The organism is Lentzea jiangxiensis (genome assembly GCF_900104175.1).
Taxonomy (GTDB): domain Bacteria; phylum Actinomycetota; class Actinomycetes; order Mycobacteriales; family Pseudonocardiaceae; genus Lentzea; species Lentzea jiangxiensis.
Genome location: NZ_FNIX01000009.1, coordinates 84,551 through 98,270, shown reverse-complemented (window position 1 = coordinate 98,270; position 13,720 = coordinate 84,551). Strand labels below are relative to the sequence as shown.

Below are 13,720 nucleotides of genomic sequence, written 5' to 3'. Positions count from 1 at the left end.
TAGCAAGACCCTGTGAGTCAGGTCACTGTTTACGCTGGGTGGTGTGAACCGATTCCGCGTCACCGAGCTGCCCGAGGACCGCGTACTGGTCGTTGCGCGTCTGAGCAGCGCGGACGCCCTCGCCCAGGCCGTCGCGGACGGTGCCGATGTGATCGAGTTCGACGGCGAGCTGGAACTGCCGTCGCTCACCGGGACGTTGGACGTGGTGACGATCCCGGCGGGGGACGAGGACCAGACGCTGGCGGCTGCGACAGTGGCCGCGATGTCCGGAGCACGCGCCATCGCCGCGATCGACGTGCGGCAGGCGAGGAAGGTCGTGGAGATGGTGGCGAGCGTGGCGGGGACCAAGCCGCCGGCGCGGGCGATGCGGGCGCTCGCCTGATGCTGCCCTCCGCCGAAGCGTGGTTCGCCTCGCACACCTGGCAGCAGCCGTCCTGGTCGGCCGACGAGCTCGTGGCGCTCAAGCGCGGCCGGACCGTGTCCGTGGTGCTGCCCGCGCTGAACGAGGAGGAGACCGTCGGCGACGTCGTCGCCGTGGTCCGGCCGTTGCTCGGGACCCTCGTCGACGAGCTCGTCGTGGTGGACTCCGGCTCGACCGACCGGACCGTCGAGGTCGCCTCCGCCGCCGGGGCGCGAGTCGTGCTGCGCGAGGACGTCGTGCCGTGGCTTGCGCCGTTGCCGGGCAAGGGCGAGGTCCTGTGGCGGTCGCTGGCGGCGACGTCCGGGGACCTGGTCGTGTTCCTCGACTCCGACCTGGTGGACCCGGAGACGGCGTTCGTCACGGCGTTGCTCGGGCCGCTGCTGCTCGACTCCGGCGTGCACCTCGTGAAGGGGTTCTACCGGCGGCCCCTGCGGCTGGAGAGCAGCGGCGGCGGGCGCGTCACCGAACTGGTCGCGCGGCCGTTGCTGAACGCGCTGAGGCCCGAGCTCTCCGGTGTGGTGCAACCGCTCGGCGGTGAGTACGCGGCCACCCGGTCCTTCCTGGAGTCCGTCCCGTTCGCGGCCGGGTACGGAGTGGAGATCGGGCTCCTGCTCGACGTCCACCGGCTGCACGGGCTCTCCGCGCTGGCCCAGGTGAACCTCGGCGTGCGCAAGCACCGCAACCGGTCGCTGCTGCAGCTCGGCGCGATGTCGGCGCAGATCATGGGAACGGCGCTGGCCCGGTGCGGGGTCGAGGCCGGCTCCGGGCCGCTCACGCAGTTCGTGCAGGTCGGCGGCGAGTGGCTACCCGACTCCGCCGACGTGCTCGTGGCCGACCGGCCGCCGATGGTGCACGTGGTCGAAGAGCGCTAGCTGCTCCTCCCGGTGCGTCACGACCAGGGCCGTGCCGCGGCAGTGGTCCAGCACCCCGCCCAGCACGCGGTCGGCCTGCTCCGGGTCCAGTCCCTCGGTGGGTTCGTCGAGGAGCAGGACCTCGGGGTGCGCCAGCACCGACCTCGTCAGCACGAGCCGCTGGCGCTGGCCGCCGGAGATCTCCTCACCGCGCTCGCCGACGACCCGGTCCCAGTCGAGGTCGAGCTCGGTGATCGCCGCGGCCCTGTCGAGCTCCTCCTGCGTGGCACCGGGTCGGGCGAGCAGGACGTTCGTGCGGACCGTGGTGTGGAAGACGTGCGCGTCGGCCAGCGCGCCCTTGCTCGGTTCGAGCCGGTGCGCGAGGGCGTTGAGCAGCGTGGTCTTCCCGGAACCGCTCGGGCCGACGATCGCCGTCCTGCCGGTGGGGACCGGGGCTTCGGGCACGTGGACCGGCTCGGGTTCGTCCGCCGGTTCCGGGACCGGCCTGGACATCGCCGCCAGCGGCACGGTGATCTCGAACGTCGCGATGGCGGCCATGACCAGCCAGGCGGGCTCGTGCTGGTGGAGCATCAGCAGCGCGGCGGCGAACTGGACGCCGATCGCCAACGGCGTCAGGTCGCGCGTGCGTTCCCCGCGGGACAACGTCCTGGCGGTCTCGGCGGCCGCGCGGAGCTTGTCGTCGAAAAGGCCGTAGGCGATGAGTTCTTCCCTGCTGTGCACCAGTTCCGTGGTCTGTTCGGTCAGCTTGGCGCGCACCGGGGTGAGGTCCCGTGGCTCACGGACCGCGAGCCACGGGAGGAGTGCGAGGTTGATCGTCAGGCCGGCGAGCAGCGGCAGCGAGAAGCCCGAGGCGGCGGCGACCACGGCGCTCACCACGGCCGCGGTGATCCACGGCAGGGTGGTGCGCAGCTTCGTGTCGAGGTGCTGGTCGACGTTGGTGACGATGCGGGTCAGCGCCGTGGCGGACGGGACGTGCCGGCGGTGCACGAGGTCGTCGTAGACCTTGCCGCGCAGCTCCACGGCCTCGCCGAGCACCGCCCCGTGGCTGGTGAGGCGTTCGAGGTAGCGCAGCGCGCCTTTGGCGAGCGCGAGCGTGCGGACCGCGACGACCGCCACGGTGAGCGCCGCCATCGGCGGGTGCTCGGCGGCGCGCATGACGAGCCACGTCGCCGTGGCGGTGAGGCCGACGCCGGCCAGTTCGGCGAGGACGCCGACCAAGATCGCGAGTCTCATGTCCGGACCACCCTGTCGACCTCCTCCAGCAGTGCCGGCCGGTGCGCGACGACCACGGCCGTCCGGCCTCGGATGAACTCGCGGGCCGCCGCGAGCACCAGGGACTCCGTCTCCGCGTCGAGGTGCGCGGTCGGCTCGTCGAGCAGGAACAGACCGGCTCCGCTCCGGTCCAGGGCGTTGGAGAGCGCGACCCGCTGCTGCTCACCGGACGAAAGCGCCGCCGGGACGAGCGTGGGGCGTTGCGGCACCCACGACAGCGCTTCCAGCCACCTCCGCTGATCGATCTCCCGCAGGTCGACGCCACCGACGAGCACGCGGCCGCTGTCGGGACGCACGAAACCCAGCAGCAGCCCGAGAACCGTGCTCTTGCCCGCGCCGCTCGGGCCGACGAGCGCGATCCGTTCGCCGGGCCGGATGCGCAGCGAAAAGTTCCTAAGGCTGCGGACGCTCACGTCGTCGAACACGATCTCCGAGCTCGCGAGGTCCGGCGGCGCCTGGCCGCGGGACTCGGCGAGCGCCGGGACCTTCGCGAGCACCTCCCGGCCCTGGGCGCTCGCGTGGTACTGGGCACCGGCCGCCCGCAACGGCAGGAACGCCTCCGGGGCGAGGAGGAGCACGAGCAACGCGGTGTGCAGCGGCACTCCGCCGCCGAGGAGCCTGAGCCCCACCGGCACCGCGACGAGCGCCACCGACATCGTGGCCACGAGCTCCAGCACGAACGCCGACAGGAAGGCGACCCGGAGCGCCGACATGGTCTCCGCCCGGTGTCGCGCGGCGAGCCCGCGGACCACCTCGGACTGCGCCCCGGCCCGCCCGAACGCCCGCAGCGTGCCGATTCCCCTGACGACGTCGAGGAAGTGGCCGCCGAGGGTGGCCAGCGCCTCCCACTGGCGGGCGGTCCGTTCACGGGTGTGGGCGCCGACCAGCGCACCGAAGACCGGGATCAACGGCAGCGTGGCGAGGATCGTCAGCGCCGCCGTGAGGTCGGCGAACGCCAGCCGGACCACCACGGCGAGCGGCACGGCGACGGCCAGGACCCGCATCGGCAGGTACCCGACGACGTACGGCGTCACGTCGTGCACGCCGCGCGTCACCAGCGTGGCGACCTCGCCGGCCTTGGTCCCCGGCGAGCGCAGGAACGCCTCCCGCAGGCGGACGCGAGTGCGTTCGGCGGCCCGGTGCGCCCACTCGCGGTGCCCCCACCACACCAGCACCCGCAGGCCGATCACGAGGCACAGCAGGAGAAGACCGGTGCCACCGCTCAGCACGGACGCCAGGAGCTCGGCCTGCGCGAGCACCAGGAACGGGATCGGGATCAGCGCGAGGAGAGGGCGACGATCGACCACTGCAACACCACCACCAGCGGGATGACCGGGATCGCGACCCACGCGAGCAGGCCGAGCGTGTCGGGGTGCGCCATGAGCCCGGTGACGTCGACCGAGCTGAACGCGAGCGGGATCGGCGCCGCGCACAGCGCCGCGGTCACCGGGAACACCTTCCACAGCCGGGCCTGGAACACCCAGCCGTGCACCGCGAACAGCACCGGCATCACGAGTGCGACGGGCCAGGGCGCCTCCAGCAGGTGGGCCAGGAACAACCCCCAGCCCGCGGACACCATGAGCGCACCGGTGAACACCAGCCACCACCACAGCCGCAGCTGCACGGCCGCCATGAACAGCACCAGCCCGGCCAGGACCAGCGTGAACGTGCTGTGCGCGCCGGAGAGCAGTTCTCCCTCCAGGCGGGGGAAGGCCGCGAACAGCACCCCGACCGCCGCGACCAGCCACACCTCGTTGCCCAGGAAGAACGGGTTCATCCGGCGCAGGGCGACCTCGCGCCGGCGGAACGGCAGGAGAAGGCCTGTGCCGTAGTCGAAACCGGCCAGCGCGAAGTACCCGGCCGTGAGGACACCGAGCACCGTCAACCAGAGGGCTTCCATCAGAGCGTCACCACCAGCGGCGAGACAGGAGCCGGCGCCACGTCCGGACCGCGGCGGACCGCACGTGCGATCAACGCCCAGTCCACACAGGCCAGCAGCACGAACAGGGTCGTGAACACGACGAGCGACAACAGGATCTGCGAGGCGTCCACATGCGACACCGCGTCTTCGGTGCGCAACAGGCCGTAGACCAGCCAGGGCTGACGGCCGATCTCCCGGAACATCCACCCGAAGACGGCCGCCGCGAACGGGAAGGGGATGCCGATCACCATGAGGTACAGGGGAAAGCGCATCCTGATCACGGCGTCCCTGATCAGCAGCGGCAGCGTGAGCCAGCTGATCAGCGTCAGCCCCATCCCGATCAGGATCATGAACCCGAGCGGCGCCCCGATCCACTGCGCCGCGTCGCTCTTGCCGGGCTGGTACCGCTCGATCACCGGGAACTGGGCGAAGCCGGCACCGATCAGCGCCGGCGTGGCCAGGGCCGTGGTGACCACGCCCATCCGCAGCGAGCGCCGGAAGAAGTCGGCCTCGGGCGTCCGCTTGATGAAGTGGTACGCCGAGACACCGGTCAGGAACACGCCGCCCGCGGTGATCGCCGCGAAGACGACGTGCACCAGGGCGGAGGTGAACGCGGGGTTGGTCAGCAGGGCGCCGAAGTCGTCCAGCCGCAGCACGTTCCCGTCGACCCGGTAGCCGACGGGGTGCTGCAGGAACCCGTTCGCCGCCATGATCCAGAACGCCGAGGCGAACGCCGTCAGCGCCGTCAGGTAGAGCAGCGCCAGGTGCAGCCAGCGGTGGAGCTTGCCCCAGCCGAAGATCCACAGTCCGAGGAACGTCGACTCCAGGAAGAACGCGATCAGCGTCTCCAGCGCGAGCGGCGCCCCGAACACGTCGCCGGCGTAGGTCGCGAGGCCCGACCAGTTCAGGCCGAACTGGAACTCCATCACGATCCCGGTGACGATCCCCAGCGCGTAGTTGATCACGTAGATCCGGCCCCAGAACCGCGTCATCCGCTCGTGCACGGGCGCGCCGGTGATCGTGAACCTCGTCTGCATGACCACGAGCAGCGTGACCAGGCCCAGCGTGAGCAACACGAACAGGAAGTGGAACGACGTCGTCAGCGCGAACTGGAGCCGGGCGAGGTCTACTGCGTTCATGGGGAGCGACGGTATGCGTAGCGCGGCTACTTATTAAGCCCGGAAAGCGCATCTCAGGGGGATCTCAGGGCAGACCCTGACCGAGGATTTCAGGGACCACTCCCAGAGCCCGGCTCAGTAGAGTCGCCCCATGAAGCCCGACGCGCTACGCGGCCACCTCGACGCGTTGCTGCTGGCCACGCTCGACGGCAGGCAGCTGCACGGCTACGCGATCATCGAGGCGTTGCAGCAGGGCAGCGGGGGTGCGCTCGACCTCCCGACGGGCACGGTCTACCCGGCGTTGCGCAGGCTGGAGCGGGCGGGCCACGTCGTCAGCGACTGGAGCACGGTCGGCGGGCGCAAGCGCCGCACCTACCGGCTCACGCAGGCGGGGCAACGCGCCCTGAACGCCGAGCGCAGCGCGTGGCGCGAGTTCACGACGGTCATCGACGGGGTGCTGGGAGGGGGGAAGTGGGCGCAGCAGTGAGGGAAACCGATCCGATCGAGCGGTACGTCGCCGAGCTCGGGGCGCGGTTGCAGGGCTCGCGGAAGCAGGTCCGCGACCTGCTCACCGAAACCCGCGACAGCCTCACCGACGCCTCCGAGGCGCACCTCGGCCGCGGCCTCGCGGAAGAAGAGGCCCGGCAACGCGCGGTCGAGGAGTTCGGCCCCGTGCGCGAGATCGCGAACGAGTACCAGGCCGAGCTCGCCGTCGCCTACGGCACGCGCACGCTCATCTGGCTCGCGATCGTGCTGCCGTTGATGCACATGGCGTGGGAGTACGGCCGGTTGCTGCTCGTCGGGCCGTGGCAGGACTTCGGCTCGATGCCGCCCGCCTGGTACCTGTTCATCGCCAAGGCCAACGACCTGACCAGTGGCATCGCGTCCGGGGTGGCGCTGGTGACGCTAATCCTCGGCCGGCTCCTGGCGCGCAGGTGCGACGCGAAGCTGCTCGCCAGGCTCGGCGCCGGTGTCGCGCTCACGGCCGTCGGCGCGGTGCTGCTCGGCAACCTCTCGATCATCGTCGCCACCGCGCACCTCGACGTGGCGCGGCTGGTGCAGTCGTTGCCGATGAGCGTCGCGAGCCTCGTCACGTGGACCGTGATCGTCCGGCTCGGTCTGCTCGCTCGCCGCTGCCTGAGCTGTGCCACGATCGTCGCGTGACCAACGCCCTGATCTACCTGATCGTGCTGGTGGCCGTCGCGGCAGTGGTGTTCCTGCTCGCGGCGTTGGTGTTCGGGCGCGGCGAGGAGCTCGCGCCGCTGCCACCCGGTGCGTCGCCCACGCGGCTGCCCGCCGACGACATCACCGCGCAGGACGTCCGCGAGCTGAAGTTCCAGCAGGTCTTCCGCGGCTACAAGATGAGCGAGGTCGACTGGGTCCTGCAGCGGCTCTCGGCCGAGGTCGAGACGCTGCGGGCGCGCGTCGCGGAGCTCGAGGACAGGGAGAGCAGTGACCACCCGGCTTGAGCGGGCCGCCGGGGAGCAGGTGCTCGTCCGCTGCCCGTGGGGCGACTCGGCCCCGGACTACGCCGCCTACCACGACACCGAGTGGGGCGTGGAGCTGCACGGCACCCCGGAGCTCTACGAACGCATGTCGCTGGAGGCGTTCCAGTCCGGGCTGTCGTGGATCACGATCCTGCGCAAGCGCCCGGCGTTCCGCGCGGCGTTCGGCGGCTTCGACCCGGAGCTGGTGGCCGCGTTCGGGCCGGCCGACGTGGAACGGCTGATGTCCGACGCGGGCATCGTCCGGAACCGGATGAAGATCGACGCCGCGATCCACAACGCCCGCGTGATCGTCGAGCAGGACGTGGACCTCGACGCGCTGCTGTGGTCGTTCGCCCCCGCCGGCCACGTGCGCCCTGCGACGATCATGGACGTGCCGGCGATCACGGACGAGTCGAAGGCGATGGCCAAGGAGCTGAAGAAGCGCGGCTTCAAGTTCCTCGGCCCCACCACGTGCTACGCGCTGATGCAGGCCACCGGGATGGTGGACGACCACATAGCGACCTGCTTCCGCGCTAGCGCCCGGTGAACCTCGGGGCGCGCTTGTTCACGAACGCGTCCACCGCCTCGCGGTGGTCCTCGGTGGCGCCGCAGTCGGCCTGGGTGCGGCGCTCCGCCTCCAGCGCGTCCTCCAGCGTCCCGTCCGCCGCCGCGGCCAGCGCTTCCTTGATCTTCGCGTAGGCCGTCGTCGGGCCCGCCGCCAGCCGGGCGGCCAGCGCCTGCGCGGTGGGCAGCAGCTCGTCGTCCGGCACGACCTGGTTGACCATGCCGATCCGCAACGCCTCCTCGGCGCCGACGGGCTGCGCGAGCAGCATCATCTCCATCGCGCGGCCGTGGCCGATCAGCCTCGGCAGCGTGTAGGAGGCGCCCGAGTCCGCGGTCAGGCCCACGTTCGCGAAGGCCATCAGGAACTTCGCCGACGTGCCCGCGATGCGCAGGTCGGCGGCGTAGGCGAAGGACGCGCCCGCACCCGCCGCGCTGCCGTTGACCGCGGCGATCACCGGCTTCGGCATCGCGATCAGCTCGCGCACGATCGGGTTGTAGTGCTTCTCGACGGTGTGCAGCGGCGCGGGGTCACCGGCCTGCAGCAACCCGATGTGCTCCTTGAGGTCCTGACCCGCGCAGAACGCCCTGCCCGCACCCGTGATCACCACCGCGCGCACCGACGCGTCGGCCGCCGCCGCCTTCAGCTCGGCGAGGAACGCCTCCTTCAGCGAGACGGTGAAGGCGTTGAACGACTCCGGGCGGTTGAACGTGAGCGTGCGCACACCATCGGCGTCTTCGACGAGGAGCTCGGACACTGGACCTCCATCAAGCTGTGGAAACGTTGCGCACCGGCCGCAGGCACTCGTCGACGAAGCGGCTCGTGCCCGGCGCCAGCCGCAGCGTCTGTTCGTCGAAGAACGACGCTGCCGCGTGGCCCGGCCAGTCCGGTGGCAACAGTTCAGCAGGAAGACCGGGATCGCGGAACAGGAACTTGCGCCACGCGTGCAACAGCTGCTGTGACGCCGCGAACGCCGCCGCGTCGTCCGTTTCGTCCACAACGGACACCTGAGCGCCCCAGTGGGCGACGAACGCGGCGTAGTCGCGGCCCAGCTCGGCCAGGTCCCAGGCCTTCGCGGCGAGCTCCGCGTTCTCGCCGTCGTGTGAACCGTGAAAAGTTCGTGCGGCGACCTCCTCGGCCGCCAGCACGTCGGCGAGCTCCGGGGAGGGCCGGGGCGCGATCCACGTCACAGGTCCGAGGGCGCCGTAGCCGAGCAGCTGCAGTTCCGACGCCAGGTGGTCGCGCGAGTCGCGGCCGGGCAGCTCCTCCAGCACGACGACGTGCCAGCGACCGTCCCAGGTGGACGGCCGGGTGCGGTAGATGCGGGCGGCGGCCTCGTCCAGCCGTCGTTCCCCGCGAGGTGTCATCGCGTATCCGGGCCCGTCGGGGAGCCGCGCGGGCTGCAACCAGCCCTGCCGGACGGTGCGGGAGACGGCCGTGCGGACGGCCGGCGCGGCGAAGCCGAGGGGTTCGAGCAACCGGACGAGCGCGGCGATGGTGGCGGCGCCACCGCGTTCGCGCAGGTGGCCACCGTAGACGTCGAAGAGCGCGGAACGGGCTCGCACCCGGCCCAGTCTGTCACGCCGCGCCCAGCCGTGCCGAAAGTGTTGCCTTGTCGTGAAAACGCGCGGTGAACAGCGACAAGTCAAGATCGACAAATGTGACCGGGACTCGCCAAAAGATCGGTTCGGTTTCGTCCCTGAGTCGCGATAGGGGAGAATGGAGCAGATCCGGCCTGGCCGGACGGGGAAGATGTTGACGGAGGGAGCACGCGATGGCGGCCATGAAGCCCCGGACCGGCGACGGTCCCCTCGAGGTCACCAAGGAGGGACGCGGCATCGTCATGCGCGTGCCGCTCGAGGGTGGTGGGCGCCTTGTCGTCGAGATGTCGGCGGACGAGGCCAGCGCCTTGGGCGACGCGCTGAAGGCCGCCGTCGGCTGAGGCACCCGGCGAGGAAGCAGTTCGAGCCCCGGTTTCCACAGTGGAGACCGGGGCATCGCTTCGTTCTCGCCCCAGGTGGGGCGCGTCGGAGGCCTGGGCGAGAATGAACGCTCGTCACAGCGATGAGGAGGCCCAACCGTGGCGTCGACGGTCCCGTCAGTGCCCACCAAGCTCGTGGACGTCGAGGTGGCCACCACCTCGCGCCGCAACGTCCCGTCGGTCGTGCTCACGGGCACCGGACCGGCGCTGGGGCCGGGTGGCGACGGCATCGACGTCTCCGACCTGACCGGCAAGGCCGGTGAGGCGGTGCGCCACGACGACAGGTGGACCCTCGGCGTGGGCACCGGCACGCCCGCCGACTACCGCACGGCCGGCGCCGCCCTCGCGCGGGCGCTGAGCGGTGAGGACGCTCCCAAGACCGCCGACGTCCTGCTGACCCCGGACTTCGACGCCGCGAAGGTGCGCGCGTTCGTGCTGGGCGCGGCGCTCGGCGGCTACCGCTTCAAGGTCACCGGCGAGGAGGCCCCCGGGCGGGTCGGCTCGTTGCGGCTGATCACGGCCGACACGGGCTTCGAAGAGGTGCTGACCTCCGCCGCCCTGAAGGCCCACGCGCTCGCCACGGCCACCGCGCTGACCCGCGACCTCGCCAACGCGCCGTCCAACGTCAAGGACCCGCGCTGGCTCGCGACGACCGCGGCCAAGCTCGCCGACAAGGCCGACGGCCTCACCGCCACCGTGCGCGACGAGAAGTGGCTGCGGCAGCAGGGCTTCGGCGGCGTGCTCGCGGTCGGTGGCGGCTCGTCCCGCCCGCCGCGGTTGCTGGAGCTGACCTACGGCACCACCGGCCCGCACCTGGTCTTCGTCGGCAAGGGCATCACGTTCGACACGGGCGGCATCTCGGTGAAGCCCGCCGACGGCATGCACCTGATGCGCACCGACATGGCGGGGGGCGGCGCGGTGATCGCCGCCCTGCTGGCCGTGGCCCGGCGGCGGTTGCCGATCAGGGTGACCGGCCTCGTGCCGTGCGCGGAGAACCACGTGAGCGGCTCGGCGTACCGGCCGGGCGACGTCGTGCGCCACTACGGCGGCGCGACCACCGAGGTGACGAACACCGACGCCGAGGGCCGCATGGTCCTGGCCGACGCGATGGCGTACGCGGTGGCGAACCTGAAGCCGGACCTGCTCGTCGACGTCGCGACGCTGACGGGCGCGATGAAGGTCTCGCTGGGCCTGCGCACGGGCGGCGTGTTCAGCTCCTCCGACGGTCTCGCGGCCGATGTCATCGCCGCGGGGGCGGACGTCGGCGAGAGGTGGTGGCGGATGCCGTTGCTCGAGGAGCACGTCAGCGCCGTCGACAGCGAGATCGCGGACTACCGGCAGTGCCCTCCCGGCCCCGGTGGCATCACGGCGGCGCTGTTCCTGCAGAAGTTCGCGGGCGACGTGCCGTGGGCGCACCTCGACATCGCGGGCCCGGCGCGGTCGGAGAAGGTGTACGACGAGGTCGTCGCCGGAGCCACCGGGTTCGGTGCGCGGACCCTGGTCGAGCTGGCTGAAAAATATTCGCGTTAGTCCCGCCGATCTGCCGATACGAGACGGCGACGTTCCACGGCATGATGTGAGCTCCTTCACAACGTCGTAGAGGAGCGCTCGTGTTACTCCGCCTGGCTCTCGCCGTCTCGTTGGTCATAGCGTCGTTGTCCCCCGCCGCGGCGAGCGCGCCCTGGTGGGAACCGGTGGCCCGGCCGGCACCGGACTCGCAGATCAACGTGACCGGCGAGCCGTTCCGGGGAACGGACGGCCAGGGCCGGGTGCGCGGGTTCGTCGACGCGCACAACCACCTCATGACCAACGAGGGCTTCGGCGGCCGCCTGATCTGCGGCAAGCCGTTCTCCGAGCAGGGCGTCGCGGACGCGCTCGAAGATTGCCCCGAGCACCACCCGGCGGGCCTGGGCGCGATCTTCGAGGCCATCGTGACGGGCGACCTGGACGGCCACGACCCGGTGGGCTGGCCGACGTTCGAGGACTGGCCCTCCGACACGACGGTCTCGCACCAGCAGAACTACTACGCCTGGCTGGAACGGGCCTGGCGCGGCGGGCAGCGCGTCCTGGTCACCGACCTGACCAGCAACGCCACGTTGTGCGTCATCCACCCGTTCAAGGACCGCGGCTGCGACGAGATGGCGTCGGTGCGGCTGCAGGCCCAGCGCACCTACGAGCTGCAGGCGTTCGTCGACGAGCAGTTCGGTGGGGCCGGCAAGGGCTGGTTCCGCATCGTCACGTCCGCGGAACAGGCCAGGGAAGTGATCGCCCAGGGCAAGCTCGCCGTGGTGCTCGGCATCGAGACCTCGGAGCTGTTCGGCTGCCGGACGTTCCTCGACGTCCCGCTGTGCGGCCGGGCCGACATCGACCGCGGGCTGGACGAGGTCTACGCGCTTGGCGCGCGCAGCGCGTTCCTCTGCCACAAGTTCGACAACGCGCTGTGCGGCGTCCGGTTCGACTCGGGCACGCAGGGCGGCGTGATCAACGCGGGCCAGTTCCTGCGCACCGGCCAGTGGTGGCAGACCGAGCAGTGCAAGGGACCGCAGCAGGACAACCCGATCGGCACCGTCGGCCCGAACGCGCTGATCCCCGCGGGTGTCGTGGCTCCCGCCTACGACCCGGCCAAGCGCTGCAACGTGCGCGGGCTGACGTCACTCGGCGAGTACGCGGTGCAGGCCATGATGCGCAAGCACATGATGATCGAGATCGACCACATGAGCGTGAAGGCCGCCGGGCGCACGCTCGACCTCGCCGCGCAGGCGAAGTTCCCGGGCATCGTGTCCAGCCACAGCTGGATGGACGCCCAGTGGACCGAGCAGGTCTACCGGCTCGGCGGGTTCATCGCGGGCTACGAGAACGACCCCGCCGGGTACGTCGCGCAGGCCGCCGCCGCGGAGCCGTTGCGCCGCAAGTACGACGTCGGCATCGGGTTCGGCTCGGACTACAACGGCGTGGGTTCGCACCCGGCACCGCAGACCGGCGTGACGTACCCGTTCCGCACCTTCCCCGAGGGCCCGCTGGTCGACCGGCAGCGCACCGGCGAGCGCGTCTGGGACATCAACGTCGACGGGGGCGCGCACATCGGCCTGCTGCCCGACTGGGTCGAGAGGGTCCGCCAGCTCGGCGGCGACCAGCTCGTCCGGGACATGCTGAGCGGCGCCGAGTCGTACCTGCGCACCTGGTCGGGGACTCAGGCCTGGACGCCGTGAGTCCTCAGGGCGTGGTCGCGGAACGCGCGGACGGCGGGCGTCAGCGGGCTGTCCCGCAGCCACGTCAGCCCGAACGTCCGGCCGGTGCGCGGGGTCAGTGACAGCTCCCGCAGCCCGGGCGGCGGCGCGAACTCGGCGTGGGTGAGCAGTGCCACGCCGAGACCCGCCGCCACCAGCCCGCGCACGGTCTCGATCTCCTGGCACTCGAAGACGTAGCGCGGCGCGAAGCCCGCCGCCGCGCACATGTCGTCGGTGATCTGGCGCAGGCCGTAGCCGTGCTCCAGGGTGATCAGGTCCTCGTCGGCCAGGTCCTCGACGCGCACCGACCCGCGGGACTCGAGCCGGTGCCCCGCCGGCACGACGACGATCAGCGGCTGCTCGAACACGACCACCGTCTCGAACTCGGGACCGGCGGGCGGCGGGGCGACCAGCGCGAGGTCGATCTCGCCGCTCACGAGCTTGTCGACCACGGGCTGACGTGCGTTCTGGACCAGGCCGAACCGCACGTGCGGGTGCTCGGCCCGGTAGCCGCGGACCAGCTCCGGCACGATCGCGCGGCCGAGCATGTGCAGGAAGCCCAGCACGACGCGGCCCTTCTCCGGGTCGAGCTCCTCCTCGACCTCGCGCAGGCCCGGTTCGAGCGCGGCCAGCGACCGGGTGGCGGCGTCGGCGAGCAACCGGCCCGCGCGGGTGAGGCGGACCCGGCGGCCGGACCTCACGAGCAGCGGCGCGCCGAGCCGGTCGCCGAGCTCCGCGACCCACCTGCTGACCGTCGGCTGGGGGAGTCCGAGGCGTTCTGCGACACGGGTCACGTGCTCGTCGGCGGCAAGTGCTTTCAGCACCGCCAGCTTCGGGGCCAGGTCCGATTCGTCCACGG

The 13,720-nt window shown here is 71.5% G+C and carries 16 protein-coding genes; 9 read left to right on the top strand and 7 right to left on the bottom strand.

The window, feature by feature from the left end; genetic code table 11:
* The first annotated feature begins 43 nt into the window (after positions 1-43).
* Positions 44-382 carry a hypothetical protein gene (locus BLQ91_RS23245; protein WP_090099745.1) on the top strand — a complete coding sequence of 113 codons (339 nt, stop codon included), beginning with the start codon at positions 44-46 and terminating at the stop codon, positions 380-382.
* The gene (locus BLQ91_RS23240) at positions 382-1,293 is read left to right on the top strand and encodes a glucosyl-3-phosphoglycerate synthase (protein ID WP_090099743.1); all 912 of its coding nucleotides are present in this window, start codon (positions 382-384) and stop codon (positions 1,291-1,293) included. The genes BLQ91_RS23245 and BLQ91_RS23240 overlap by 1 nt, the downstream gene beginning before the upstream one ends.
* Here the strand turns inward: BLQ91_RS23240 and BLQ91_RS23235 are convergent.
* Genes BLQ91_RS23235 through BLQ91_RS23220 form a run of 4 tightly spaced genes read right to left on the bottom strand, consistent with a single transcriptional unit; the run spans position 1,225 to position 5,625 of the window.
* Complete coding sequence (locus BLQ91_RS23235; RefSeq protein WP_090099741.1) at positions 1,225-2,526, bottom strand: ATP-binding cassette domain-containing protein; 1,302 nt, start codon at positions 2,524-2,526, stop codon at positions 1,225-1,227. The genes BLQ91_RS23240 and BLQ91_RS23235 overlap by 69 nt on opposite strands.
* Entirely contained in the window at positions 2,523-3,872 is a 1,350-nt protein-coding gene (locus BLQ91_RS23230) for an ABC transporter ATP-binding protein/permease (RefSeq protein ID WP_090099739.1), read from the bottom strand. Before BLQ91_RS23230 ends, BLQ91_RS23235 begins: the two co-directional genes overlap by 4 nt.
* Positions 3,842-4,465, bottom strand: coding sequence for a cytochrome d ubiquinol oxidase subunit II (locus BLQ91_RS23225; protein WP_090099737.1), 624 nt, complete (start codon positions 4,463-4,465; stop codon positions 3,842-3,844). Before BLQ91_RS23225 ends, BLQ91_RS23230 begins: the two co-directional genes overlap by 31 nt.
* Positions 4,465-5,625: a cytochrome ubiquinol oxidase subunit I gene (locus BLQ91_RS23220; RefSeq protein ID WP_090099734.1), complete on the bottom strand. Its 1,161-nt coding sequence runs from the start codon at positions 5,623-5,625 to the stop codon at positions 4,465-4,467. The genes BLQ91_RS23225 and BLQ91_RS23220 overlap by 1 nt, the downstream gene beginning before the upstream one ends.
* A gap of 130 nt (positions 5,626-5,755) precedes the next feature.
* Between BLQ91_RS23220 and BLQ91_RS23215 the strand changes: the two genes are divergently transcribed.
* Genes BLQ91_RS23215 through BLQ91_RS23200 form a run of 4 tightly spaced genes read left to right on the top strand, consistent with a single transcriptional unit; the run spans position 5,756 to position 7,638 of the window.
* On the top strand, positions 5,756-6,091 hold the full coding sequence (locus tag BLQ91_RS23215) for a PadR family transcriptional regulator (protein ID WP_090099732.1): 336 nt from the start codon (positions 5,756-5,758) through the stop codon (positions 6,089-6,091).
* Entirely contained in the window at positions 6,076-6,768 is a 693-nt protein-coding gene (locus BLQ91_RS23210) for a permease prefix domain 1-containing protein (RefSeq protein ID WP_143022776.1), read from the top strand. The genes BLQ91_RS23215 and BLQ91_RS23210 overlap by 16 nt, the downstream gene beginning before the upstream one ends.
* Complete coding sequence (locus BLQ91_RS23205; RefSeq protein ID WP_090099728.1) at positions 6,765-7,073, top strand: DivIVA domain-containing protein; 309 nt, start codon at positions 6,765-6,767, stop codon at positions 7,071-7,073. Before BLQ91_RS23210 ends, BLQ91_RS23205 begins: the two co-directional genes overlap by 4 nt.
* Positions 7,057-7,638 carry a DNA-3-methyladenine glycosylase I gene (locus tag BLQ91_RS23200; protein WP_281199642.1) on the top strand — a complete coding sequence of 194 codons (582 nt, stop codon included), beginning with the start codon at positions 7,057-7,059 and terminating at the stop codon, positions 7,636-7,638. The genes BLQ91_RS23205 and BLQ91_RS23200 overlap by 17 nt, the downstream gene beginning before the upstream one ends.
* Here the strand turns inward: BLQ91_RS23200 and BLQ91_RS23195 are convergent.
* Positions 7,625-8,410, bottom strand: a complete 786-nt coding sequence (locus BLQ91_RS23195; RefSeq protein WP_090099726.1) for an enoyl-CoA hydratase-related protein — start codon at positions 8,408-8,410, stop codon at positions 7,625-7,627. The genes BLQ91_RS23200 and BLQ91_RS23195 overlap by 14 nt on opposite strands.
* 10 nt (positions 8,411-8,420) lie before the next feature.
* Positions 8,421-9,218, bottom strand: coding sequence for a PaaX family transcriptional regulator (locus BLQ91_RS23190; protein WP_090099725.1), 798 nt, complete (start codon positions 9,216-9,218; stop codon positions 8,421-8,423).
* 209 nt (positions 9,219-9,427) lie between these two features.
* Between BLQ91_RS23190 and BLQ91_RS23185 the strand changes: the two genes are divergently transcribed.
* The 3 genes from BLQ91_RS23185 to BLQ91_RS23175 all read left to right on the top strand — a co-directional run bounded on the left by BLQ91_RS23185 (position 9,428) and on the right by BLQ91_RS23175 (position 12,843).
* Positions 9,428-9,595: a DUF3117 domain-containing protein gene (locus tag BLQ91_RS23185; RefSeq protein WP_090099723.1), complete on the top strand. Its 168-nt coding sequence runs from the start codon at positions 9,428-9,430 to the stop codon at positions 9,593-9,595.
* A gap of 159 nt (positions 9,596-9,754) precedes the next feature.
* The gene (locus tag BLQ91_RS23180) at positions 9,755-11,164 is read left to right on the top strand and encodes a leucyl aminopeptidase family protein (RefSeq protein WP_245733759.1); all 1,410 of its coding nucleotides are present in this window, start codon (positions 9,755-9,757) and stop codon (positions 11,162-11,164) included.
* A gap of 80 nt (positions 11,165-11,244) precedes the next feature.
* Positions 11,245-12,843, top strand: a complete 1,599-nt coding sequence (locus BLQ91_RS23175; RefSeq protein WP_143022775.1) for an amidohydrolase family protein — start codon at positions 11,245-11,247, stop codon at positions 12,841-12,843.
* Here the strand turns inward: BLQ91_RS23175 and BLQ91_RS23170 are convergent.
* Positions 12,825-13,718: a LysR family transcriptional regulator gene (locus tag BLQ91_RS23170; RefSeq protein WP_245733758.1), complete on the bottom strand. Its 894-nt coding sequence runs from the start codon at positions 13,716-13,718 to the stop codon at positions 12,825-12,827. The two genes, BLQ91_RS23175 and BLQ91_RS23170, sit on opposite strands and share 19 nt — an antisense overlap.
* Positions 13,719-13,720 lie beyond the last annotated feature (2 nt).

What these genes read in the sequence shown, in the direction of transcription:
- BLQ91_RS23240 (WP_090099743.1), top strand. Translation starts at nt 382, where the DNA reads ATGCTGCCCTCCGCCGAAGCGTGGTTCGCCTCGCACACCTGGCAGCAG.
- BLQ91_RS23235 (WP_090099741.1), bottom strand. Translation starts at nt 2,526, where the DNA reads ATGAGACTCGCGATCTTGGTCGGCGTCCTCGCCGAACTGGCCGGCGTC.
- BLQ91_RS23225 (WP_090099737.1), bottom strand. Translation starts at nt 4,465, where the DNA reads ATGGAAGCCCTCTGGTTGACGGTGCTCGGTGTCCTCACGGCCGGGTAC.
- BLQ91_RS23220 (WP_090099734.1), bottom strand. Translation starts at nt 5,625, where the DNA reads ATGAACGCAGTAGACCTCGCCCGGCTCCAGTTCGCGCTGACGACGTCG.
- BLQ91_RS23215 (WP_090099732.1), top strand. Translation starts at nt 5,756, where the DNA reads ATGAAGCCCGACGCGCTACGCGGCCACCTCGACGCGTTGCTGCTGGCC.
- BLQ91_RS23185 (WP_090099723.1), top strand. Translation starts at nt 9,428, where the DNA reads ATGGCGGCCATGAAGCCCCGGACCGGCGACGGTCCCCTCGAGGTCACC.